The sequence below is a fragment of the Massilia pseudoviolaceinigra genome (assembly GCF_030846505.1).
Classification (GTDB): Bacteria; Pseudomonadota; Gammaproteobacteria; order Burkholderiales; family Burkholderiaceae_D; genus Telluria_A; species Telluria_A violaceinigra.
The window spans coordinates 137,963-160,618 of sequence record NZ_JAVCWL010000018.1 but is presented as its reverse complement, the minus strand read 5'-3'; the positions used below and the strand labels follow the sequence as shown (position 1 = coordinate 160,618).

At 62.3% G+C, this 22,656-nt stretch carries 13 protein-coding genes; 2 read left to right on the top strand and 11 right to left on the bottom strand.

Translation table 11 applies throughout. The features are described from left to right. Nucleotides 1-30: 30 nt before the first annotated feature. The 9 genes from nusA to RBA40_RS18770 all read right to left on the bottom strand — a co-directional run bounded on the left by nusA (nucleotide 31) and on the right by RBA40_RS18770 (nucleotide 11,964). On the bottom strand, nucleotides 31-1,596 hold the full coding sequence (gene nusA / locus RBA40_RS18810) for a transcription termination factor NusA (protein ID WP_099874597.1): 1,566 nt from the start codon (nucleotides 1,594-1,596) through the stop codon (nucleotides 31-33). Continuing rightward, a complete protein-coding gene (gene rimP, locus RBA40_RS18805) occupies nucleotides 1,593-2,081 on the bottom strand; it encodes a ribosome maturation factor RimP (protein WP_099874596.1) in 489 nt (162 codons plus the stop codon). The genes nusA and rimP overlap by 4 nt, the downstream gene beginning before the upstream one ends. Before the next feature lie 362 nt (nucleotides 2,082-2,443). Then, nucleotides 2,444-4,492, bottom strand: a complete 2,049-nt coding sequence (locus tag RBA40_RS18800; protein ID WP_374710517.1) for a pseudouridine synthase — start codon at nucleotides 4,490-4,492, stop codon at nucleotides 2,444-2,446. Next, nucleotides 4,479-5,282: an SMC-Scp complex subunit ScpB gene (gene scpB / locus RBA40_RS18795; RefSeq protein WP_306649288.1), complete on the bottom strand. Its 804-nt coding sequence runs from the start codon at nucleotides 5,280-5,282 to the stop codon at nucleotides 4,479-4,481. The genes RBA40_RS18800 and scpB overlap by 14 nt, the downstream gene beginning before the upstream one ends. An 807-nt stretch (nucleotides 5,283-6,089) precedes the next feature. Next, entirely contained in the window at nucleotides 6,090-7,115 is a 1,026-nt protein-coding gene (locus tag RBA40_RS18790; protein ID WP_306649287.1) for a glucokinase, read from the bottom strand. A 178-nt stretch (nucleotides 7,116-7,293) separates the two neighbouring features. Next, entirely contained in the window at nucleotides 7,294-8,241 is a 948-nt protein-coding gene (locus RBA40_RS18785) for a VTT domain-containing protein (protein WP_306649286.1), read from the bottom strand. Between the two features lie 79 nt (nucleotides 8,242-8,320). Beyond that, complete coding sequence (locus RBA40_RS18780) at nucleotides 8,321-9,997, bottom strand: ABC transporter ATP-binding protein (protein WP_306649285.1); 1,677 nt, start codon at nucleotides 9,995-9,997, stop codon at nucleotides 8,321-8,323. Between the two features lie 9 nt (nucleotides 9,998-10,006). After that, nucleotides 10,007-11,029 (bottom strand): ABC transporter permease, encoded by a 1,023-nt coding sequence (locus RBA40_RS18775; RefSeq protein WP_306649284.1) that lies wholly within the window; start codon nucleotides 11,027-11,029, stop codon nucleotides 10,007-10,009. Continuing rightward, nucleotides 11,026-11,964, bottom strand: coding sequence for an ABC transporter permease (locus RBA40_RS18770; RefSeq protein ID WP_306649283.1), 939 nt, complete (start codon nucleotides 11,962-11,964; stop codon nucleotides 11,026-11,028). The genes RBA40_RS18775 and RBA40_RS18770 overlap by 4 nt, the downstream gene beginning before the upstream one ends. A 429-nt stretch (nucleotides 11,965-12,393) precedes the next feature. Between RBA40_RS18770 and RBA40_RS18765 the strand changes: the two genes are divergently transcribed. Both RBA40_RS18765 and RBA40_RS18760 read left to right on the top strand, forming a co-directional pair. Continuing rightward, the gene (locus tag RBA40_RS18765) at nucleotides 12,394-15,189 is read left to right on the top strand and encodes a TonB-dependent receptor (protein WP_306649282.1); all 2,796 of its coding nucleotides are present in this window, start codon (nucleotides 12,394-12,396) and stop codon (nucleotides 15,187-15,189) included. 286 nt (nucleotides 15,190-15,475) lie between these two features. Continuing rightward, nucleotides 15,476-18,094, top strand: a complete 2,619-nt coding sequence (locus RBA40_RS18760; protein ID WP_306649281.1) for a TonB-dependent receptor — start codon at nucleotides 15,476-15,478, stop codon at nucleotides 18,092-18,094. A 147-nt stretch (nucleotides 18,095-18,241) separates the two neighbouring features. Here RBA40_RS18760 and RBA40_RS18755 read toward each other — a convergent pair whose 3' ends face one another. Further along, nucleotides 18,242-18,757, bottom strand: coding sequence for a type II TA system antitoxin MqsA family protein (locus tag RBA40_RS18755; RefSeq protein WP_306649280.1), 516 nt, complete (start codon nucleotides 18,755-18,757; stop codon nucleotides 18,242-18,244). Between the two features lie 777 nt (nucleotides 18,758-19,534). Beyond that, complete coding sequence (locus RBA40_RS18750) at nucleotides 19,535-22,426, bottom strand: TonB-dependent receptor plug domain-containing protein (RefSeq protein WP_306649279.1); 2,892 nt, start codon at nucleotides 22,424-22,426, stop codon at nucleotides 19,535-19,537. Nucleotides 22,427-22,656: the final 230 nt, after the last annotated feature.

The window sequence follows — 22,656 nt, the reverse complement described above, 5'->3', positions numbered from 1 at the left end:
GTGTCGAGACAGATGATAAGGTTACTCAAATTAAGCCTTGGCCACTTCTGCCAGGCTCCAGGCTTTCGCCTGCAGCGCCTTGGCGCGGTCGTCATACTTTGAGTCGACCAGCTTCATCTCGTCGTCGGTCACATCATTAAATTCATTCTTGATCAGATCACGTGCACGGTCCGACGCCAGCGCCAAAATAGCGCCAAATTCGTCGTACGCGAGCGCCGCGAACGCCTCAACGTTCTTGATACCGGCCAGGCCCAGCTTGCCCGCAGTGTTGCGGTCCATGCCTTCCAGGTTAACCAGCTGCTCGTCCATCCCTTCCAGGCCTTCTTCCGAAGCAATTGCTTCAGTCACCAGCGCATCACGGGCACGGGTCCGCAGTTCGTTGACGGTATCTTCGTCGAAGGATTCGATATCGAGCATCTCGGAAATCGGCACATACGCGATTTCCTCCAAGCTAGCGAAGCCTTCTTCCACCAGGATGTCGGCCACTTCCTGGTCGACGTCGAGTTTTTCCATGAACAGCGCGCGTACTGCCGCGGTTTCCTGAGCCGATTTATTCTCGGACTCTTCCGCCGTCATGATATTGATCTTCCAGCCGGTCAGCTCGGCAGCCAGGCGCACGTTCTGGCCGGAACGGCCGATCGCGATGGCCAGGTTTTCCTCGTCGACCACGACGTCCATCGCATGCTTTTCTTCGTCGACCATGATCGACGACACATTGGCCGGAGCCAGGGCACCGATGACGAATTGCGCCGGGTCTTCCGACCACAGCACGATGTCGACGCGTTCGCCGCCCAGTTCACCGGTCACGGCCTGCACGCGCGAACCGCGCATGCCGACGCAAGTACCGATCGGGTCGATGCGCTTGTCGGCCGTATACACGGCGATCTTGGCGCGCACACCCGCATCGCGGGCAGCCGATTTAATTTCCAGCAAGCCTTGTTCGATTTCCGGCACTTCCAGTTCGAACAGCTTCATGATGAATTCCGGCGCGGTGCGCGACAGGATCACCTGCGGGCCGCGCATATTGCGGTCGATGCGCAGGATATAAGCGCGCACACGGTCGCCGATACGCAGATTCTCTTTCGGGATCATCTGGTCGCGTGGCAGGCGTGCTTCGATCTTGCCCGATTCGACGATCGCGTCGCCGCGTTCCATGCGCTTGATGGTGCCGGTCACGAGCGAGTCGCCGCGCTCCAGGAAGTCGACCAGGATCTGTTCGCGCTCGGCGTCGCGCACACGCTGCAGGACCACCTGTTTGGTGTCTTGCGCGAAGCGGCGGCCGAATTCGACGGACTCGATCGGTTCTTCGATATATTCGTCGACTTCGATGTCGGGGATGTTTTCCTTGGCTTCGAAGTGCAGGATTTCCTGGTCGGGCAGCTGCAGGCCGGCCTCGTCGGGCACGACGTGCCAGCGGCGGAAGGATTCGAACTCGCCCGAATCACGGTCGATGGACACGCGAATGTCGACTTCGCCCTCGTAACGCTTCTTCGTGGCTTGCGCCAAGGCGAATTCGAGCGCCCCGAAGACCACATCTTTATCGACATTTTTTTCGCGCGCCAGCGCATCAACCAATAACAAAACTTCGCGACTCATGCTTTGCGACTCCTAAAATCCACCTGCGGCACCAAGCGTGCCTTATCCAAGTCGGCGAGCGTAAACTCCAACAGCGCCGGACCATCCTTGCTTTCAAATTCCAATGCGATATTCTCGCCCTCCGGGGCCTGCAAGATACCGGTGTAGGTCTTGCGGTCGGCCGTACCAGGCATGGCCACGCGCAGCTTCACGGTGCATTCGCAACCGGCGAAACGCGCGAAATCGGCCAGGGTACGCACCGGGCGGTCGAGCCCCGGCGACGAGATTTCCAGGCGCTCGTAGCTGACGTTTTCCACAGTCAGCACGTGCGACAGCTGGTGACTCACGGTGGCGCAGTCCTCGACCGTAATCGGGCCTTTTTCGGCCGCGTCGGCTGCAGTGAAATCGATATACACGCGCAGGATGCCGCGCTCGCCCCGTTCGACATCAACGAGTTCGTAGCCCAGGCCACTGACTGTCTTGGCGATTAATTCAAACTGCTGCAAACAAGTTCTCCAGATCACGGTCCCGCGGGACCACTAAAAACGATTTACCAAAAAAAAAATGGGCATCTGCCCATCTTCCTATACTCCCAACCAGATGAAAGCACTTGCACCAGTCTGTGGTGGGAAGAACTTTTATTAGGCTGCAGATTATAACCTGTTATCGGGCTGCCCGCAATCCGATGACGGGCAAATGAACAGGCATACAACACTTATCAATTTTAAAACAAAAGCCGCAGGGCGGGTGCCGTGCGGCGATGCGTGCGCGGGGCGCGGATCACAAAACAACACCCCAAAGCCGACACTTCCGTCGTCATCGTTCCCGCGCCGGGCCAGGTAAGCGCAGCGCGAGCCTGGCGGGAAAATTAACCCCGGCGACCGCGACGCGGCATGCCGTGATCGGCGCTGCGCGGGCCTTGCGGACCCTGCGGACGGCGATTACCGCCACCTGCATTGCCGAAACCGAAGGTCGTTTGCAGCGGATCCGGCTGGCGCGGCCCCTTGGCCCCGCCACCATTGCCACCATTGCCCCCGGGACGGCCGGTGCGCGGCTGCGCATCGCCCTGGGGACGAGCCGAACGCGGCTGTCCATCACCCTGCGGGCGACCCTGGCCCTGGCCACGGCTCTGGCCATCGAAGCCGCCGGCACTGCGCGCCTGTCCACCCAAGCCGCCGCCCATGCCACCGCCCGCACCACCCGGACGTCCTTGCGGACGGCCGCCGGCGCCGCGTCCCGCACCACCACGCCCATTTGGCGGACCAAACGGATCGGCATTGCGGTTGGCGTCGACGCGGTCGATGCGGTTGCCATCGGAACGCTTGTCCTCGTCGGTGCGCGGCTTGGCGTCGCTGCGCCCTTTCGGACCGCGCGCGTCATTGCCGGCGCCTTTTTTCTCGACGCCGAACGCGGCCAGCAGGTCGCGCACGGTGTTTTCTTCCATCTCATCCCAGCGACCGCGCTTGAGGTTGCTTGGCAGGGTCATGATGCCGTAGCGGGTACGGATCAGGCGCGAGACGGTCAGGCCGATCGCCTCGAACATGCGGCGCACCTCGCGGTTGCGGCCTTCGCCGATGACCACGCGGTACCATTTGTTGATGCCTTCACCGCCGCCATCGGCGATCTTGGTGAAGGACGCCACGCCGTCGTCGAGCTCGACGCCGGCCAGCAGCTTCTGGCGCATGCCCTCTTCCAGCTCGCCCAGGGTACGCACCGCGTACTCGCGGTCGATGTTGTAGCGCGGGTGCATCAGGCGGTTGGCCAGGTCACCCGAGGTCGTGAACAACAGCAAGCCCTCGGTATTGAAGTCGAGGCGGCCGACGGCCAGCCACTTGCCGGCCTTCATGGTCGGCAGGCGGTCAAACACCGATGGACGGCCTTCCGGATCGTCATGGCTGACGATTTCGCCGGCCGGCTTGTGGTACACCAGCACGCGCGGCGGCTTGCTGGTGACCTTGCGGTGAATCAGCTTGCCGTTGATGCGCACGGCGTCGGTCGGCAGGATGCGCTGGCCGATGTGGGCCGGCTCGCCATTGACCGAAACGCGGCCGGCGATGATCAGCTCTTCCATGTCGCGGCGCGAACCGAGGCCGGCTTCGGCCAGCACCTTGTGCAGCTTCGGTGCGTCGTCGTCGGAGGTCAGGTCGCGGCGCACCTGCTTGACTGGCTGCGCGCGGCCGCCGTCGTTGGCGTCGAACGCGTCCGAGGTCACGTACGAAAACGCGGCATCGGCATCGTTCATCTTGTTCTTGCCGTGGTGCTGCAAGCCTGGATTGCCTTTTTTGTTCTTTTTCACGCGCGGCTTGGCATCCAGGCTGCGCTCCGGGCGTGGACCGCGCTCAGGACGGGCAACCGGCTCGGCCGGTGCTTCGGCGACCACTTCCGGCTCGCCCAATTCGGCGCGCTCCATCTGGATGCGGGCTTCGCGCTGGCCGCGCAGTTCGCGCATCTGGCGCGGGCCGCGTGGCGGACGTGGGCCGCGTTCGTGGTTCGCAGGCGCGGCGCCGTCGGCGGCCGGGGCGGCGGCATCGACGGCGGGCGCTGGCGCGGCATCGGCGACGGCTGCTTTCGGCGCGCGCGGCTTGCGGGCGGCCGGGGCCGGCGCATCTGCTGCAGGCGCTGCGGCGCTGGCGGCTGCCGGAGCGGACTCTGCCGCTACCACGGCGGCCGCTTCAACTGCAACGACCTTCTTCGCGCGCGGCTTGGCTGCCGGCTTGGCCGGCACCTCGGCGGGCGCGGCGGCCTCGACGTCGGCGACGGCCTTCTTGGCGGCGGCGCGCTTCGGTTTCGGCGCGTCGGTGCCGGCGGCGGCGTCCGCCTCTATCTGTGCCTTGGTGCGGCGTTTTGGCTTGGCCACGGCCTCATCCATGCCTGTTACGTCGGCGGTACTTGTCTCTGTCGATTTAGTTGGATTCATTATTCGTTTCTTGGTTGTGCTGACCTGGCGCAGCGTCAACCGTTATTTCTGGCGCAGGGTCGTGGATGAGGACTTCAAGAGATGAAGTATCGGAGCCGGCCGCATCCGCGACGGCGGAAGGAATATCCTCCTGCGCGTCGCCGCTACCTGCACCATCGTCGTTTGCGGCCTCCGAGGCCGCCGCTTTATCAAAATTTTCCTGCAAGGCCGCCTCGAGTGCTTCCATTTCGTGACCGCCCTGCATGTCGCTGATTTGCTGCAACGGAGGCAGCTGGGACAGCGAATTCAACCCCAAATCGTCAAGGAACTGCTTGGTCGTGCCCAGCAAGGCCGGGCGGCCGATCACTTCGCGGTGGCCGATGGCATCGATCCAGCCGCGGTCTTCCAGCATCTTGATCGTCTGCGAATTAACGGCAACGCCACGTATTTCTTCGATATCGCCGCGTGTGACAGGCTGGCGGTAAGCGATGATCGCCAGCGTTTCCAGGGTGGCGCGCGAATACTTCTGCGGCTTTTCCGGGCTCAGGCGATCGAGGTACTGCTTCATTTCCGGGCGGCTCTGGAAGCGCCAGCCGCTGGCCAGGCTGACGATTTCGATACCGCGCTCGCTCCAGTCGCGGCGCAATTCCTCGAGCATGATCTTGATGGTATCGGCGCCGACCGCGGCGCCCATCGGGCGGCCATGGTCATCGACATCGACGAACAGCTTCTTCATGCCGTGAATCGACATGGGCTCGCGCGCACAGAGCAAAGCGGTTTCGAGGACCCGTTTGGCCTCATCAGTATTCATAACGATGTCGTGTGCGGATGTTGCAATTAGGTCTGCAGAGAAAAAATCAAACAAATACCACTCAACGCATGGCAGCGCGCGTCACAGAATGACGCCGATTTGCAGAGAAACACGTTGAAACTGGAATCCGTCGCCCGGGACGAAGCGCGCTGGGCGGGAATGTTACTGGTGGCGAGATGCGAACCCTGCCACACGGTTACCTGCATACCTGGCGAGGCTAAACCGTTGATTTTCAAGAGAAACGCTGGTTCGCCGCAGCGGCAAGGAGGCCAAGCTCCGGGCGCGCACTACACGAACGATCGACATCGTTTCCTCCAACTGCGGCCATTGTACCTGATAAAAGCGCGAAAAGGACAAGCACCGGCGTCAGAAACCCCTGCAAATGCTTGCACCAAAATGGCCCGCGCCCCAAACCGGGGTCAGAGCTCTGACTAGCAATTAGTTGCCCACTGGCTGCAAAACAAGCCTCAACCGGGGCCTGACCTCTGATTAGCAATTAGTTGTCAGGCGGATGCCCGATAACGGTGCTGCCCAAGCCCGGCCCTGCCTCGGCTCTATGAAAGCGAAGCGCCATCACCGAAATTTTCAGACAGTAATCGTGCTGAAATGCCGTTTACCGCGCTAGATGTCGCAACTAATTGCTAGTCAGAGCTCTGACCCCGGTGCTGGGAGCATTTTAGATGCAACTAATTGCTAGCCAGAGCTCTGACCCCGGTTGTAGGAATTAAGTGTCATAACCGGGGCCAGACCTCCGAATCGAAACACTTTTATTGCTAATCGGAGGTCTGACCCAGGTTAGGAAATTTTTTAGCTGCCGAGTTTTTCGGCGAGGATGGCGGAGACGCCGAGGAAGGCGGGATACTCGGCCGTGATGACGAACGTCGGCACTTGCGCCAGATAGTTGACGAAGCGCCCCTTTTGCTCGAAGCGGCTGCGGAAGCACGACCGCGCAAAGCGCTCGCCCAGCCGCGGCACAATGCCGCCACCTATATAGATACCGCCCTGCGCACCGAGCGTAATGGCCAGATTGCCCGCTACCGTGCCCAGCATGCCGCAGAAGGCTTCGATCGCCTGGTCGCACAGGGCGCACTCCCCCGCCAGCGCGCGCCGCGAAATCTCGGGAGCATCGAGCTCCTGCGCCATCTGCCCCGCATGGTGCGCCAGCGCGCGGTAGATCAGCTCGATGCCATCGCCCGACAGCAGGCGCTCGGCCGATACGTGCTCGTACTGGCACCACGCGAATTGCAAAATCGCAATTTCGGTCTCGTTGGCCGGCGAAAACGTCACGTGTCCGCCTTCGCTGAGCAACGCTGTCCAGCTGTCGCCGGCCGGAATCAGTCCCGACACGCCCAGCCCGGTTCCGGCCCCGACCAGCCCCAGCGGCGTACGCGCACGCGCCACGCCGCCGCCGATCTGCCGCTTCTGGCTATCGGCCAAGTGCGGCAAGGCTCGCGCCAGCGCGGTAAAGTCATTGACCACTTCCAATGTTTCGAAGCCGCACTCGAGCCGCAATGCGGCGATCGAGAACTCCCAGTGATGGTTGGTCATGCGCACCAGGTCACCCGTAATCGGATTGGCAATGGCCAGCGCGGCGTGACGCAAGGCACCCACGCCGGCGGCAAGCACCTTCGGCGAGCCGAGGTAGGCGCGCAGGGCATCGGCCAGGGTCGGATAGTCGGCACAGGGCAGAACCGCGATCAGCCCGGTCTGCCCGGGCGCAGTCTCCAGCGCGAAGCGGGCGTTGGTGCCGCCGATGTCGGCCAGCAGGCGCGGCCCGTCGGCATAGCTTGGGGACGGGGAAACGGAAGATGGCGCGGTGTAGTGCTGAGTCATGGTGGCGAGTGTTCTATGGACTCGCCAAGCTTAATGGATCACATGCCCGAGGTGCAAGCTTTCTTTGTAGTTTTAGTACAATCCAGCGATAAAATCCTGCTTGCAGGCGAGCTTGGACACCATTGTGCGTAGTATAGCTACGCGCAACAGCGGCAAAACAGTGTTGGAAGTCGAGAGATCAGCCCGCGTGGACAGTGAGGGGGTCGCTCTGCCCGGCGTGGTGGGCGTTCCACGCGTCCAGTCCGCCGTGCAGGGGACGGGCACGGTGATAGCCCTTGGAAATCAGTTGCTTGGCGACCTGGGCCGCCGTGACATCGTTGGGGCAGCTGCAATAGACGACGATGTGGCGTTCCTTGTCGAGCAGCGCCATGAAGCTCTCTGGCGCGCAGGCGTTGTAGATCAGCGCGCCGGGCACGGCTTGTTCGAGCTGCTGGGCGGTAATGCTGCGCGCGTCGATGATGATCGGCTGCTGTCCGCCGTGGATCAGCTGGACCAGCTCGCTCATGCTGATGCGCTCGATCTGCATGCCCTGGCGGAAGCGGCGCCGTTCGATGTACTTGTACAAGACGAACAATGCGAGCAAGGTCAGCAGGACCATCAGGGCGGTGCTGCCCATGTCTTCGAGCATGACCAGCACTTTGTCGACACTCTTGTGGAAGATGGCGCCGATGGCAATCCCGGTGCCGCTCCACAGCAGGCTGCCGGTCATGCTAAATGCCAAAAAGCGCGGCGTGCTCACGCCCAGCGCGCCGGACATGGGCGAGGCGATGATATTAAAGCCCGGAATGAATTTGGCGACCATCAGCGATTTGGGACCGAAGCGGTTGAAGCGGTCTTCGGTCTGGCTGACGCAGTAGTCGGGCGAGAGCGAGATTTTGCACAGCAGCCGCAGAATGCGCTTGCCGTAAAAGCGCCCGGCGTTGAACCAGAACACGTCGCTGATCAGGCACGCGCCGACGCTGGCGGCCAGGCACACCGGCCAGCTGATCTCGCCGCCCGCGGCCAGCGCACCGGCCACGATCAGGATCGGGAAAGCGGGAATCGGCAGTCCGATTTGCTCGACCAGTACGATGGCAAACACGATGAGCACACCGTAGAGCTGAAGCAATTCGATAAGATTGGGCATGGCGCTATCTTAGCCGAAAATGCGCCGCAATTCGCCCGGACCCTTCATCGCCGCAGCCGCCCGTCGCGCAGCGGCGTCTTTACGTGCGCGCAATCGCTCCCAGCAAGGCCCTGGTGTACGCATGCTGCGGATTGCGGTACAGCTCGTCGGAATCGGCCATCTCCACCACGCTGCCGGCGCGCATCACCATGACCCGGTCGGCCATGTACTTCACCACCGACAGGTCGTGCGAAATAAAGATGTAACTCATGCGGTATTCGTCCTGCAGATCCTGCAGCAGATTGAGGACCTGCGCCTGCACCGAGACGTCGAGCGCCGACACCGATTCGTCGCACACCAGAATCTCCGGACGCATGGTCAGGCAGCGCGCAATGGCGATGCGCTGGCGCTGCCCGCCCGAAAACTCGTGCGGGTAGCGCTGCATCGCCTGCGCCGGCAAGCCCACCTTGTCGAGCAGTTGCAGCGCCATGGCCGTGCGCTCGCCGTCGCGCGCGCCAATGCCGTGAATGCGCATCGGTTCGAGCAGGATCTGCCCCACCGTGAAGCGCGGATTGAGCGAGGCGTAGGGGTTTTGAAAAACGATCTGGATGCGCCGCTTGTACGCCATGAATTGGCGCGCCGGCATGCCGATCAGGTCCTTGCCGTCGAACATCGCCGTGCCCCCGGTGGCCTTATGCAGCCGCAGCAGGGTCAGTCCGACCGTGCTCTTGCCCGAGCCCGACTCGCCCACCACGCCCAGCGTCTTGCCGCGCGCCAGGGTGAACGACACGTCGCTCACGGCGCGCAGCTCGCGCTTGCCGAACAGCCCTTCGCGCGCATAAAAACTCTTGCTCAGGTTGCGCACGACCAGCACTTCCTCGTCGCCGGCCGCGTAGCCACGCTCGCGCTGGGCGCCGGCGGCTTGCTCGCGCGTTTCCGATTGATCGTCCAGATAATCGTCCAGCACCGGCAGACGCAGCGGACGCTGGTCCAGCCGCGGGCGGCAGTGCAGCAGCGCGCGCGTGTAGGCATCGGCCGGCTGGTCCAGCACCTGGCGCGCCGGGCCCTGCTCGCGCACCTCGCCGTGGCGCATCACGATCACGTGGTCGGCAATCTCGCTGACCAGCCCCAGGTCGTGCGTGATGAACAGCACCGACATGGCGCGCTGCTGTTGCAGGCGGGCGATGAGGGCCATGATCTGCTTCTGGATGGTGACGTCGAGCGCGGTGGTCGGCTCGTCGGCGATCAGCAGGGCCGGCTCGCACGCGATTGCCATCGCGATCATCACGCGCTGCTGCTGGCCGCCCGACAGCTGGCCGGGATAGGCATCGATCTTGTGCGCAGGGTCCGGCATGCCCACTTCATCGAGCAAGGCCAGCGTGCGTGCCCTCGCCTGCCTGGCGCTCATGCCCATGTGCAGGCGCAGCACTTCGCCGATCTGGTAGCCGACCGTCAGCACAGGATTGAGCGAGGACATCGGCTCCTGGAAGATCATCGCGATCTCCTTGCCGCACAGGCGGCGCCGCTCGCGCGCCGGCAGCGCCAGCAAGTCGCGCCCGTCGAACACGATGCGCGAGGCCGGATCGATCAGCGTCGTTTCGGGCGCGAGCAAGCCCATCACCGCCAGCGAGCTGACCGACTTGCCGCTGCCCGATTCGCCCACCAGCGCCACGGTGGCATTGCGCGGCACCGCGAACGACACGCCGCGCACCGCTTGGACCGTGGTGTGCTTGTCGACGCGAAAGGCAATGCGCAGATTGTCTACTTGAAGCAGCATGCGGGCCTTCTACTTGAGTTTCGGATCGAGCGCGTCGCGCAGCGCATCGGTGAACAGCGAAAACGCCGTCACCAGCAGCGCCATGGCGGTCGCGGCGGCGGTCAGCTGCCACCATTTGCCGAGGATCAGTTCGTTCTGCGCTTCATTGAGCATGCTGCCCCACGACACCACGCCGACCGGCACGCCGAAGCCGAGAAAACTGAGGATCACTTCGGCCTTGATGAAGCCGACCGCCAGGATCGACAACTGCACCAGCGCCACATGGCTGATGTTGGGAAAAATATGCGAGAACATCTTGCGCCAGTGCGAGGCGCCGATGGCGTCGGCCGCCATCACGTATTCGCGCCCCTTGTGCTTCATGTATTCGGCGCGGATCAGGCGGTACGGCCCGGTCCAGCCGGTCAGCCCGAGAATGAGCACGATGGTGGTGACGCCCTTGTGCTGCAGCACGGCGGCCACCGCCAGGATCATCAGGATCGAGGGGATCGAGGTGAACACGCTGTAGAACCAGTTGAACAGGTCGTCGACCACGCCGCCGAAGTAGCCGGAAAACGCGCCGAACAAGGTGCCCAGAAAGACCGCCAGCAGCGCCGCCGCCAGTCCCACCACGATCGAGGTTTCGCCGCCCTTGATGGTCTTGAGCAGGACGTCGTGGCCCCATTTGTCGGCCCCGAACGCCAGCGTGGCAAGGCGCGCGGGCGGCGGCGCGGTGATGGCGGCGCCCTGCGCTTCGATGATGGCGGCGATGTCGCCGGCCAGCGGATCGAAACCGTTCGGCGGCGGCGCCGTGCGCGCCACGCCGGCGCCCTGCTCCATCACCGCGTCGGGGCCGATGAACGATGGCGGCGCGTAGGTGACCGCCACCTCCTGTTCCCAGCCGGCGCCGATCGCGCCCATGAGCGAGAGCGCCAGCATGGCCAGGAACAGCGCGACCACGGCCAGCGAGACCATCGCCACGCGGTCGGCGCGCAGGCGCCGCATGACCAGGGTCCACAGCCCGGCCGGCGCGTTCGCTGGTGCGCCCATCCTCATGCGAGCTGCACGCGCGGATCGACCGCCTTGTACAGCAGGTCGGCCAGCAGATTGAACACCATGGTGGCGGCGGCCACGTACACGGTAATCGCCTTGATCACCGGAAAATCGCTGCGCTCGACCGCCAGAATGACTTCGCGCCCGATGCCGGGAATGCCGAAGAACCGTTCCAGCAAAAACGCGCCGATCAGCAGCGCCGGCAGGTTCGCCATCACGTGGGTGATGATGGGAATGGCGGCATTGCGCAGCACGTGCACCCACATGATGCGCCGCTCGGACAAACCCTTGGCGCGCGCCGTGCGCACATAGTCCTGGTGCACTTCGTCGAGCACGAAACTGCGGTACAGGCGCAGGGTCGGCGCGATCGACACCGCCAGCCCGATCAGCACCGGCAGCGCCGCATAGCGCAGCAGATTCTCGCCCAGCCCCGTGCCCCAGCCCTGCACCGGGAACAGGCCCAGCTTGTAGGCCAGGCCGTACTGGAAGGCGATGATGTACACCAAAATGCTGACCGACATGCCGACCGTGCAGGCCACCATCACCGCGCGGTCGGTCAGCGAGCCGCGCACGAACGCCACGGCCAGCGCCAGCGCGATGCCGATCACGGTCTCGAGCACGGTGAGGGGAATGAGCACCGTCAGCGACGGCCCCAGCCGGCTGGCGATGATGCGCGAGACCGGCTCGCCGGTACTCCATGCGTTGCCGAAATCAAAGGTCACGATCTGCTTGACGAAGATCCACAACTGCACGTGCAGCGGCTGGTCGGTGCCGAGCTGGCGCCGGATGTTCTCGATCTCGGCGGCATCGGACATCTTGCCGGCGAGCAGATACGCGGGATCGCCGCCAATCCAGTTAAACAAGATGAACACCAGCAGCACGACGCCGGCCATGGTGGGCAGCATCTGCCACAGGCGGCGCAGGATATAGGCAAGCATCGGGTGTGGCGCGGTCTTTCCTGGTCGTGGTTCGGTTCAGTGGCGCCGTTGCGCAGGCCATCACGATAGCGCATTTCGGCCGCGCGCGGTCATGACGGGCGAACAATGTCCGAGCGCGCCATGCCTTCCCCGCGCCCCTGTAAACACAGGCTAACGACAGACTACGCCCACAAATTCAAGTACAAATTTGTAGCGCCCAGAAACTGTTGTTTCGCTGCCAAAATGAACGATGTGTACATTGACAGTCCGACACCCAGGTGTTGATATATGTGCGCTTGGAAAATGTTCTCACCAACTATTTCCCAAGAAAACGGGAGACTGCATGTGTTTTCTGCCCATTTCAGCAAGCCTGTGCTGGAAATGGCGCAAAAAGCGAAACAGGCATGCAGGTACAGACGTCTTTAACATTGATACCCTCTGGAGTTACACATGTTTAGAAAAACCGCAATTGCGCACGCCGTCTCTCTGGCGATCGCTTCGGCAGCACTTTCCGTGGCCGCACCGGCCATGGCGCAGGACGCACCAACCGGTCCCATCCAGCGGGTCGAAGTCACCGGTTCCAGCATCAAGCGCGCCAGCGCCGAAACGGCTTCTCCAGTACAAGTCATTACCGCGCAAGACATGGCCAAGTCCGGCAAGGGCACGGTCGCGGAATACCTCCAGACCCTCACCGCCGATGGTGCCGGTTCCCTGCCGACAGGCTTCGGCAACGGTTTTGCCGCCGGTTCGACCGCCATTTCGCTGCGCGGCCTGGGCGCCACGTCGACCCTGGTGCTGCTCAACGGGCGCCGCATGGCGCCGTTCGCGCGCGCCGACGATGGCCAGAAGAGCTTTACCGACCTGTCGACCATTCCGATGGAAGCGGTCGAGCGCATTGAAGTGCTGAAAGACGGCGCTTCCTCGACCTATGGCGCGGACGCGATCGCGGGCGTGGTCAACATCATCCTGCGCAAGGATTTCACGGGCCTGATCGCCAAGGGCACGATCGGCCAGTCCAAATACAAGGACGGCGAAATGGCCAAGGGCTCGCTGACCTGGGGCAAGGGCAACCTGGAAGCCGACGGTTACAACGTGCTGGTCAACGCCGAGTACTACACCAACAACGAACTCAAAAACAAGGACCGCGCCAACCGCGGCTGGATCGGCCACGGCGACCTGCGTCCGTACGGCTATGCGATGGATACCCAGTTCGCTTCCGGCTATCTGGCGGGCAGCAACAACACCGGCGCCAGCCCGACCGGCTCGATCCGCAATCCGGCCAACAATACCTACGTGTCGCTGCCCGGCTGCGCCGCCCTGTCGAAGACCGTCAACAGCGATCCGCAAGGCGGCTGCCTGTGGCACCACGACCAGTTCCGCTCGATGCAGCCGCAGGTCGATGGCCTGAATCTGTACACGCGCGTGAGCAAGAAGCTGGGCGAGGACCTGCAGGTGTACGGCGAAGTCGGCTACTCGAAACGCGACACCTCGTTCACCCTGGTGCCGGGCGAAATCACACGCACCTATGCCGGTCCGCCGACGGCCGCCAATCCGACCGGCGTGACCAACTGGGGTTCGGGCGCCGGCACCACCATGCAGCTGGCCGCCAACCACCCGCAAAACCCGTACGGCGTGCCGGTGCGCGTGCGCTATTCGGCCTTCGACGTCGGTCCGAGCGAGCGTTCGGTCAACAATGAATTCAACCGCCTCGTGGTGGGCCTGAAGGGCGCGGGCATGGGCTGGGATTTCGACACGTCCTACGTGCATTCGGAATCGAAACTCGACCTCAAGTACAGCAATATGCTGAACCTGCGCGTGGTCCAGGCCGCGCTGGGCAATCCGGCCAGCCCGTACTTCCCGTACTATATCGGCGAGCAGGCCGGCAAGAACCCGGCCTCGCTGTACGCAGCCATGGTGCGCACCGCCACCTCGCATTCGACCACCCAGCTCGACATCGTCGACTTCAAGGCCTCGCGCGAGCTGTTCCAGCTGCCGGGCGGCGCCATGGGCCTGGCCGTGGGCGGTGAGCACCGCCGCGAAAAACTCGACAATCCATCCCTGTCGGGCACCGAGGACGGCAGCATCAACTCGTCCTACGTGGCCGCCAAGGGCGAAGAGAAAATTTCGGCCGTGTTCCTCGAAGTGGCGGCGCCGGTGCTGAAATCGGTGGAACTGTCGGCCGCGCTGCGTTACGACAAGTACACCAACTTCTCCTCGACCACGCCGAAACTGGGCGCCAAGTGGACTCCGCTCAAAACCTTCGCCCTGCGCGGCACCTACTCGGAAGGTTTCCGCGCGCCGGGCGCCGCCGAAGCGAGCGCCTCGTCGCGCTCGACCGGCACCGCCACCACGCGCGATCCGATCCGTTGCCCTGGCGGCACGCCGGCAGCCGGCGGCGGCAGCGCCACCGATTGCGCGATCTCGCTGGCCGCGGTCAAGGTCGGCAATCCGGCCCTCAAGCCGGAAACCTCGAAAGGCATGACGCTCGGCATGGTCTGGGATCCGCTGAACGATACCAGCCTGTCGGTCGACCTGTGGAAGATCAAGCGCAGCGACGAAATCAATCCGCTGCCGTACAACGAAGCGGCAGCCCTGCCGACCGCCGTGCGCGCCGATAACAACCTGGTGGTCGGCGGCGTCGCCATTCCGAACACCGGCACCATCCTGATCTCGAACGCGCCGTACCGCAATTCGAGCTTCACCGAGATCAAGGGTGTCGACCTGGACATCAAGCAGAAGTTCCGCCTCGGCGACATGGGCCGCGCCAACCTGGGCCTGACCTGGACCTACATCGATTCGTGGATCCGGGCCGAATCGGCTGCCGTCAAGTACCAGTACGCCGGCACCCACGGCAATTGCGACACCTCCAACTGCGCCGGTACGCCGAAGCAGAAGATCAGCTTCGTGGCAGGCTGGGACTGGCAAGACCTGAACCTGACGCTCACCACCAACTACCGTTCGAAGATGAAGAACGTGCAGTTCGAGGGCGACCTGTGCGCATCGAAATTCGCCAACGGCACCCCGGCGCCGAACGCCGAATGCACGCTCGGCTCGTTCACCGCGACCGACCTGTCGGTGCGCTACAACCTGTCGAAGAACTTCCAGCTGTTCGGTTCGATCAACAATCTGTTCGACAAGGTGGCACCGCTCGATCCGCTCACCTACGGCGGCATGAGCTACAACCCGATGGACGCCAGCGGCGCCATCGGCCGCTACTTCAAGGCCGGCGCGCGCTACCAGTTCTAGCCTGAACCGGCAGTGAACGCATGACACCGGGCGATGCGCAGGCATCGCCCTTTTTTACGCCCGCCACGATGTGCATATGCATACGCCGATCGTCGGCACGCTGTTCAACAGCAGCAATTGCTGCCTGCAGGAACATGCTTGCTGACTGGAAGCTTACTTTGTAAATCAAGCTAAACAATTTAGCCATTTCCGTTGTATTTTGATCAAACGGAATCTTGCACGATTGACACCCGCAGCACCTGATGATTCTATAGTCCCCTCTCACTTTTGGATGGAGTTGAACAGCATGATGAAGCCAACCGTATTATCCCTGTCGTTGGGCGCGATTTTCGCTGCCGGCGGCGGACTCGCAGGCGCGGCGTTCGCACAGGACGGCCAGCCAATGCAGCGCGTCGAGATCACCGGATCGTCGATCAAACGCATGCAAAGCGAAACCGCCACGCCGCTGAGCGTCATCAAAGCCGACGAGTTCATCAAACAGGGATTGACCACGGCCCAGGAAGCGCTGTCGCGCATTCCATCGAACCAGACCACCATGGGCAGCGGCAACGTCGTTGGCGGCAACAGCAGCGGCTTGCCGACCGGGGGCCAGGCCAGCGCCGACTTGCGCGGCCTGGGCGGCGACAAGACGCTGGTGCTGCTCAACGGCCGGCGCCTCGCCAACCACCCGTACGACAGCTCCAGCGTCGACCTGAACATGATTCCCCTCTCCGCCCTGGACCGCGTTGAAGTGCTGCGCGACGGCGCGTCCGCCATCTACGGCACCGACGCCATCGGCGGCGTGATCAACTTCATCACCAAGCGCTCGGTCAACACCACCACCATCACCGGCGAACTGGTGCGCCCACGCAAGGCCGGCGGCGACGAAGAGCGCGTCAACCTGTCCACCGGCTTCGGCAACCTCGACAAGGACGGCTTCAACGTCTTCGGCGTGGTCGACTGGCACAAGCAGGAATCGATCAACTCGCAGCAGCGCGAATTCTCGAAAACCGGGATCGTACCGAGCCGCGGACTGAACCTGACCAGCGGCACCACCTTCCCCGGCAATTTCTATGATGCCGGCGCCGACAAGTCGGGCAATCCGGGCTGGGCCAGCGGTTGCAACCCACCGTTCTCGGTCCCGAACGCGGCCGGCATCTGCCGCCAGGATTACACGCGCCAGATCGACAGCATGCCCGACCAGGAACAACTGGCCATTTTCGCGCGCGCCAGCATGAAGCTGGGCGCCGACCATCTGGCCAGCCTGGAATTTTTGCATTCGCAAAACGACGTGACCTCGCGCACGGCGCCACCGCCGCAAACCGGGCTGATCATGCCCAACACCAGTAAATACTATCCGACCAGCGGCGTGTCCGGCGGGCCGCTGTCGATCAACTGGCGTCCGCTCGAATCGGGCCAGCGCACCATCGATTCACAAGGCAAGGCCGACCGCATCGTGTTCGGCATGGAAGGCTTGCTGGCGGGCTGGGATTACAAGGGCGGCCTGTCGCACTCGATGTCGAAGTCGAGCGAAGACTTCGTGGGCGGCTACGTGGCCGACGCCGCGTTCGCGGCCGGCGTGGCCAATGGCATCCTCAACCCGTTCGCGCTGCAGGATGCGGCCGGCAAGACCTATCTGGAGAGCACCGCCCTGCGCGGCCGCGTGCAGAGCGCCGAAGTGAAGAACACCGCGTTCGACTTCAAGGCCAGCCGCGACCTGATGCCGATGGGCGGCGGCCAGATGGCGGTGGCGGTCGGCACCGAAATCCGGCGCGAGACGGCTGACTTCAACGTCAACCGCGCGATCGCTTCGCAGGCGTCGAGCTCGGGTCTGTCGGGTTCGCTGTCGAAGACGGGTTCGCGCAACATCCAGGCCGTGTTCACCGAACTGAACCTGCCGTTCACCAAGGAACTGGAAGTGCAGCTGGCGGCCCGTTACGACCGCTACAGCGACGTCGGCAACACCACCAACCCGAAGATCGGCCTGCGCTACCAGCCGACCCCGCAGCTGCTGGTGCGCGGCTCGGCCAGCACCGGTTTCCGCGCCCCGACCCTGTTCGAGAAAAACGGTCCGCCGTCGCGCAACGATACCAACGACAGCTACAACGATCCGATCCTGTGCCCGGGCGGCAAGCCGCAGCCAGGTTCGAATCCGCTGCGCGATTGCGATCTGCAACAGTTCAAGCTGCAGGGTGGCAATATCAACTTGAAGCCGGAAAAATCGAAGTCGTTCTCCTTCGGCGCCGTGATCGAGCCGATCCCGAGCGTGACGATCGCCGCCGACTACTGGAATATCCAGTTGAAGGACAAGATCGCCGCCCTGCCTGAGCAAACCATCTACGGCAACTACGAGAAGTACAAGGCGCTGTTCCTGCGTAATCCGGACGGCTCGCCGAATGCGATCGAAAACTTCCTCAACAACCTGGGCGAAGTCAAGACCGACGGCGTCGACGTCAGCATGACCTTGCGCCTGCCGCGCACCAGCGTGGGCAACTTCACCGTGACCATGGACGGCACCTATGTGCACAAGTACGACTACCAGAACGAGCGCAACGGCGAATTCGTGCACAACGTGGGCCGCTACGCCGACATGGCGCCGGTGTTCCGCTGGCAGCACACTGCGTCGCTGAACTGGAACAGCGGCCCGTGGGGCGCCAACCTGTCGCAATCGTTCAAGTCCTCGTACCAGGATCAGAATCAGGTCGCCGACGAGTTCAAGCACAAGGTCGAAGCGTACAGCCTGCTGAACCTGTCGGGCAGCTACAGCGGCATCAAGGGACTGACCCTGACCGCCGGCCTGAAAAACCTGCTCGACGAACAGCCGCCATTCTCGAACCAGGGAACCCTGTTCCAGAAGGGTTACGATCCGCGCTTCAGCGACCCGATCGGCCGCGCCGTGTATCTGCGCGCCAGCTACGCGTTCTAAGCGTTTTCAGCTGACAAAAAAACCGCCGGAGCCCGGCGGTTTTTTTTCGTCCTTGCAGGATCGATCACTGATCGGCGTCTCAGGAACGGCGGCCCGCTGCTGTGCGGATTGCGGTTGGCATGGGGGTACCGTGCTCTGCGCTACCCCTTACGCATGCGTGATGGGAGCGCGGCTGGATGTGGCTGCTTGGCATTGGCCGGCGGTCATCTGTTTCTCGTCTGCGCACCGCTCTTTCCACAGCGGGATCGTGACCTCGGCGCGGTCCGCCAGCGTTTTGAGAATGTCCGGACGGGCAATGGCGAGCTCGATCAGAAGTCGGGTCGAGGTATCCGGATACGAGTCCTCGTTCTCGTATCTGGAAAATGCGATCAGGCCCTTGCCGAATATCTTCGATGCCTGCTGCTGCGTCAACCCATAGCGCTTGCGCAGTGCAATGTACTCTTCGCCCATCAACTGCACGCCGTATTGCGGCTTGCGCGCGGCCAGCCTGCGCAGATTGTCCGCGTGCTGCGCGGACAGGGTGCTGACAACACCGCACGCGTCGCATTGCGATCGCAGCAGCTCCATGCTGACAGTGGTCTTGTTCGGGAAAAATTCGCGACGAGACACCACCTCGCGCAAGGTGCCGCGTTTGCAGACCCGGCAGATCATCGTTGTCGTCATGGCAGCCTTCATACATTCGTTAGAGGTGGCAGGAAACCAGCACCAACATCAACTCGCCGTGCTCATCCAAGGAAAATTTCATAGAGATGGACAGGCCGTTGGGATTTCTTTCCCCTCTCAATTCATCAAAGGGCAAATGGTAAACGTCACAGGGGAACATGCCGCCTCCGTCCACTTCGCACCACTCGGACTTTTTGTAATCACCCTTGGGGTGACGCCCGGGACGAAGCGCGCACAACATGCGGCCTTCTTGGGCATGGTCCCAACTGTACTTCTCCAGATCGCGACGTCATTTACGCGTAGCAACCCACATATGCTCATCGTTCTCGACAGCCACACTTCCGTTCGCAATAAGCTGTTGCAGCTTCGCCAAGTCAATCAACGGCCCTTCCGCAATTGTGCGCTTGCCTATCGTAAAGGCAGGAACACGGGTAGGTTGGACTGCCCACAGTATCGACATATTTTATCACCATGATAAATTTTAGCCATGTAAAATGTCAATGCGCAGGTGTCCCAACCTTGATGGACGCATTGCAGTGCAGCTCATCGACCGATCCGATTAGCAGGTCCGAAATATCCTGGGTATGGATGCGTCAATTGGACGCGCGTCTGGTGTCAGTTGCCACTCGGGAAAACTGTACGCTTTAGCACGGGCGGAAGCGGGCCGCCAAAGAAAAAACCCCGCCGGACAGAATGTCCGGCGGGGTTTTTTACGTCATACAAGTTTCTTACAAGAGTACGCGATGGCTGTCTGTCAACCGCCGCGCACTCCGGCAATTACAGGAACTTGTAGTTCAGACGTGCGTAGAACGTGCGGCCCAGCGGGTTGGTGAAGGTCGCGTCGTAACCAACCTGGAAGTTGGCGGCGTTACGCGACGATGGCGGATCTTCGTCCGTCAGGTTTTTCACGCCCAGAGTGACGCTCACGTTTTTCATCGGCTTCCAGCCCAGCGCCGCGTCGAAGGTCGAATAAGCATCGACCTTGCGCACCAGCGGGTAGTCCGGGCCCACCGATGCCACATCGGTGTAATCCTTGTAGCCTTTGGTGTAGTTATGCGTGAGCGAAGCATTCCACTGGCCGATGGCGTAAGTGGTGCCCAGTGTGTGGCGGTAGCGTGGCGTCGGACCGAAATCCTTGTAGTCGCCCAGGTCGCTCACTTCCGGCGAACCTTCATACTGATAACCGTGGTCGGTGTAGTAGGTCACATCGTAGTTGGCGCCGATGGTGCCCATGTCGCCCATCTTCTGGCGATAGTTCAGGTTCAGGTCGACGCCGGCGGCGAAGAATTTACCCGTGTTCACGCGTGGCAGGGCCACGTACGCGAGCGGGAAATCCTTGTTGGTGCTGGCTTTGTACGGCAGATCCATACCACCGACCGGTACTGGCGGCGGCGGCAGATTGGCCTTCTTCGCGATCTCAAGATCTTCCTGGTATTTATCCTCGATTTGCGGATCATAACGATAGAACTGGGCCACGTTACCGACCGGATCGTTGAACACCGTGGTTTCGGACATGGCATTGATCGACTTGTCGATCTTTACGTTCCAGTAATCGATCGAGCCGCTGAAATTGGCGGTCGGCTGGAATACCAGGCCAAGGGTGAACTGCTTCGATTTCTCAGGCTTGAGGTCGGGATTGCCGCTGTTTTGGGTGCTCAGCTGAACGTCGCACTCGTCCTGCCGTTCGCCGACCGATTCATTGATACGCACGCCATTCGGGCAGCGCACCGGGTCGCTGAAGTTGGCCGAGGTATTGTTGATCGCCTTCGGATTCAGGTTGTCGACCAGGGTCGGCGCGCGGAAGCCGCGGGCCACCGAACCGCGCATCATGATGGCGGTGCTTGGACGGAAGGTGAAGCCGAGTTTCGGGCTGATGTTGTCGAACTCGGTGCCGAAACCGTTCTTGTACTTGTCGTAGCGTGCGGCGGCGGTCAGTTCGAAGTTCTTGAAAACCGGAATGACCGCTTCGCTGAACAGGCCGAACACCTGGCGGTCGCCCGAGACGCTCGGGATTTCACCGGCGCCGCCGACTTCGTCACCCGAGGCCAGCACTGGCGAGGACACCTGTTTCAACTCTTCCTTGCGGAACGAGGTACCCACCGAGAATCCGACCGCGCCGTGCGGCATGGTAAACAGTTCCTTGGACATGCGGTAGTCGAACTCTTTCGAAACCGAGGTGCCGCCGTTCTGGAAGCCGGTCAGCTGCGAACCGAGCAGGCCGGCCAAGCTGGCCGCGTCTTGCGTGCCGAACACGTTGATTTCGCCGGAATCGACCAGCGGTTTCAGCTTGGAGTAGCTGAAGCGGCCTGGACCGAAGGAAATCTCGACCTCGTTCTTGCCGTAGGTTAAGGCGGTCTCGTAATCCCAGCCCACCAGATTGCCCTTGGCGCCCACCACGATGCGGGTGTTCTCGGTCGTGGTCAGGTCGTTGCGCCCGCCGCCCGGGACGGTACGCCAGGTGCCGGTGATCGGACCGGTCGGCGTCACATCCATATCGGCAGCCAGTACGGTTTCGGCCGTGGTGACGCTGCCGTTCGGCATTTTGTAGCCGGCGGGCAGAACCAGGCCCTTAGGCAGCTTGACGCTCTTCGGGTAGAAGCGGCCGTTGGCCGGATAGCGCATCGTCTCGGTGTACGGTGCCGGCGACGAGGCCGAGATCATCTTGTCGCGGGTGTAGGCCGCTTCGGCGAACAGTTCGTGGTTTTCAGTGAGCTTGAAGACCGCGCGCGTCACAAGGTTCGAGTGCTTCGCTTCCGGAATCAGGTCGATGTATTTGACGTAGTCGGTGCCGCAGCCTTTTTCGCTGATGACCACCAGGCTGAATTCGGGATTGTCGCAACCGTTGTAACGGTAAGGATTGACGCCGACATACTTGTTGCCAAGCGTGTCGTTGAAATTCAGGTTGGGCACGCCGTTACGCGGCGAGGACTTGTTGATGCCCAGATCGGGACGCACGGAGGTGGTGGAAAAGCTGCGCTGGCTGGCGGTCAGCTTGTCGTTCTCTTCGTGGTTGGCGCTGACCAGCACGTTGAAGCGGTCGGTCGCGAGGTCGCCGAAGCCGGCCGTGATATTGAAGCTCTTGGTGTCGCCGCCACCCTGGTCGACATGGGTCTTGAAGGCGGATACTTCCACGCCCTTGTAATCCTTGCGCAGGATGAAGTTGATCACGCCCGCAACCGCATCGGCGCCGTACACGGCGGAGGCGCCATCGCGCAGCACTTCGATGCGTTCGATGGCCGACAGCGGAATCGAATTCAAGTCGACCGGGTTGTTACCGACCGCATAGTTGGCCACGCGGCGGCCGTTGAGCAGCACCAGCGTGTAACGGGCGCCCAGGGCGCGCAGGTTGGCGGTCGATGGCACACCGGACGCGCCGACGTTGTTGGCGGTGACGCCGCCACCGAAGTTACCCGGGATCAGGTTGACCAGATCCTGGGCCGAGGTGGCGCCGGTGCGCTCGATGTCTTCGCGGCGAAGAATGGTGACAGGCAGTGCGGTTTCAGCGGCGACGCGCTTGATCGAGGAGCCGGTGATCTCGACGCGCTGCATCGAGTTGTCCTGGGAAGCGGTCTGCGCCACGGCAGGCAGTGCTGCGAGGCCAAGGCCGACGGCGATACCGCCCGAGAAAACCAGGCGCAGTGAACGCGATAAAACGGTTTCTGTCATCATGTGTGAAATCCCTTGATTTTATAAAATATTAGTATTAACACCATCTTTTGGAGGGTGCATCAATTTAAGTAGCGAACCTTGCGGTGGCCGGATCCGGATTGCGGAGTCTTCCGTTGCAAGGTACAACCAGCCGAGTTCTTGGTAGCGCTGTCTCCGTCGGCTGAACTTCTTCACTTCGCATAGAGCGACTTGTCAATTGGCGTTCGGCTATGCCTTTTTGCCAATCAAGC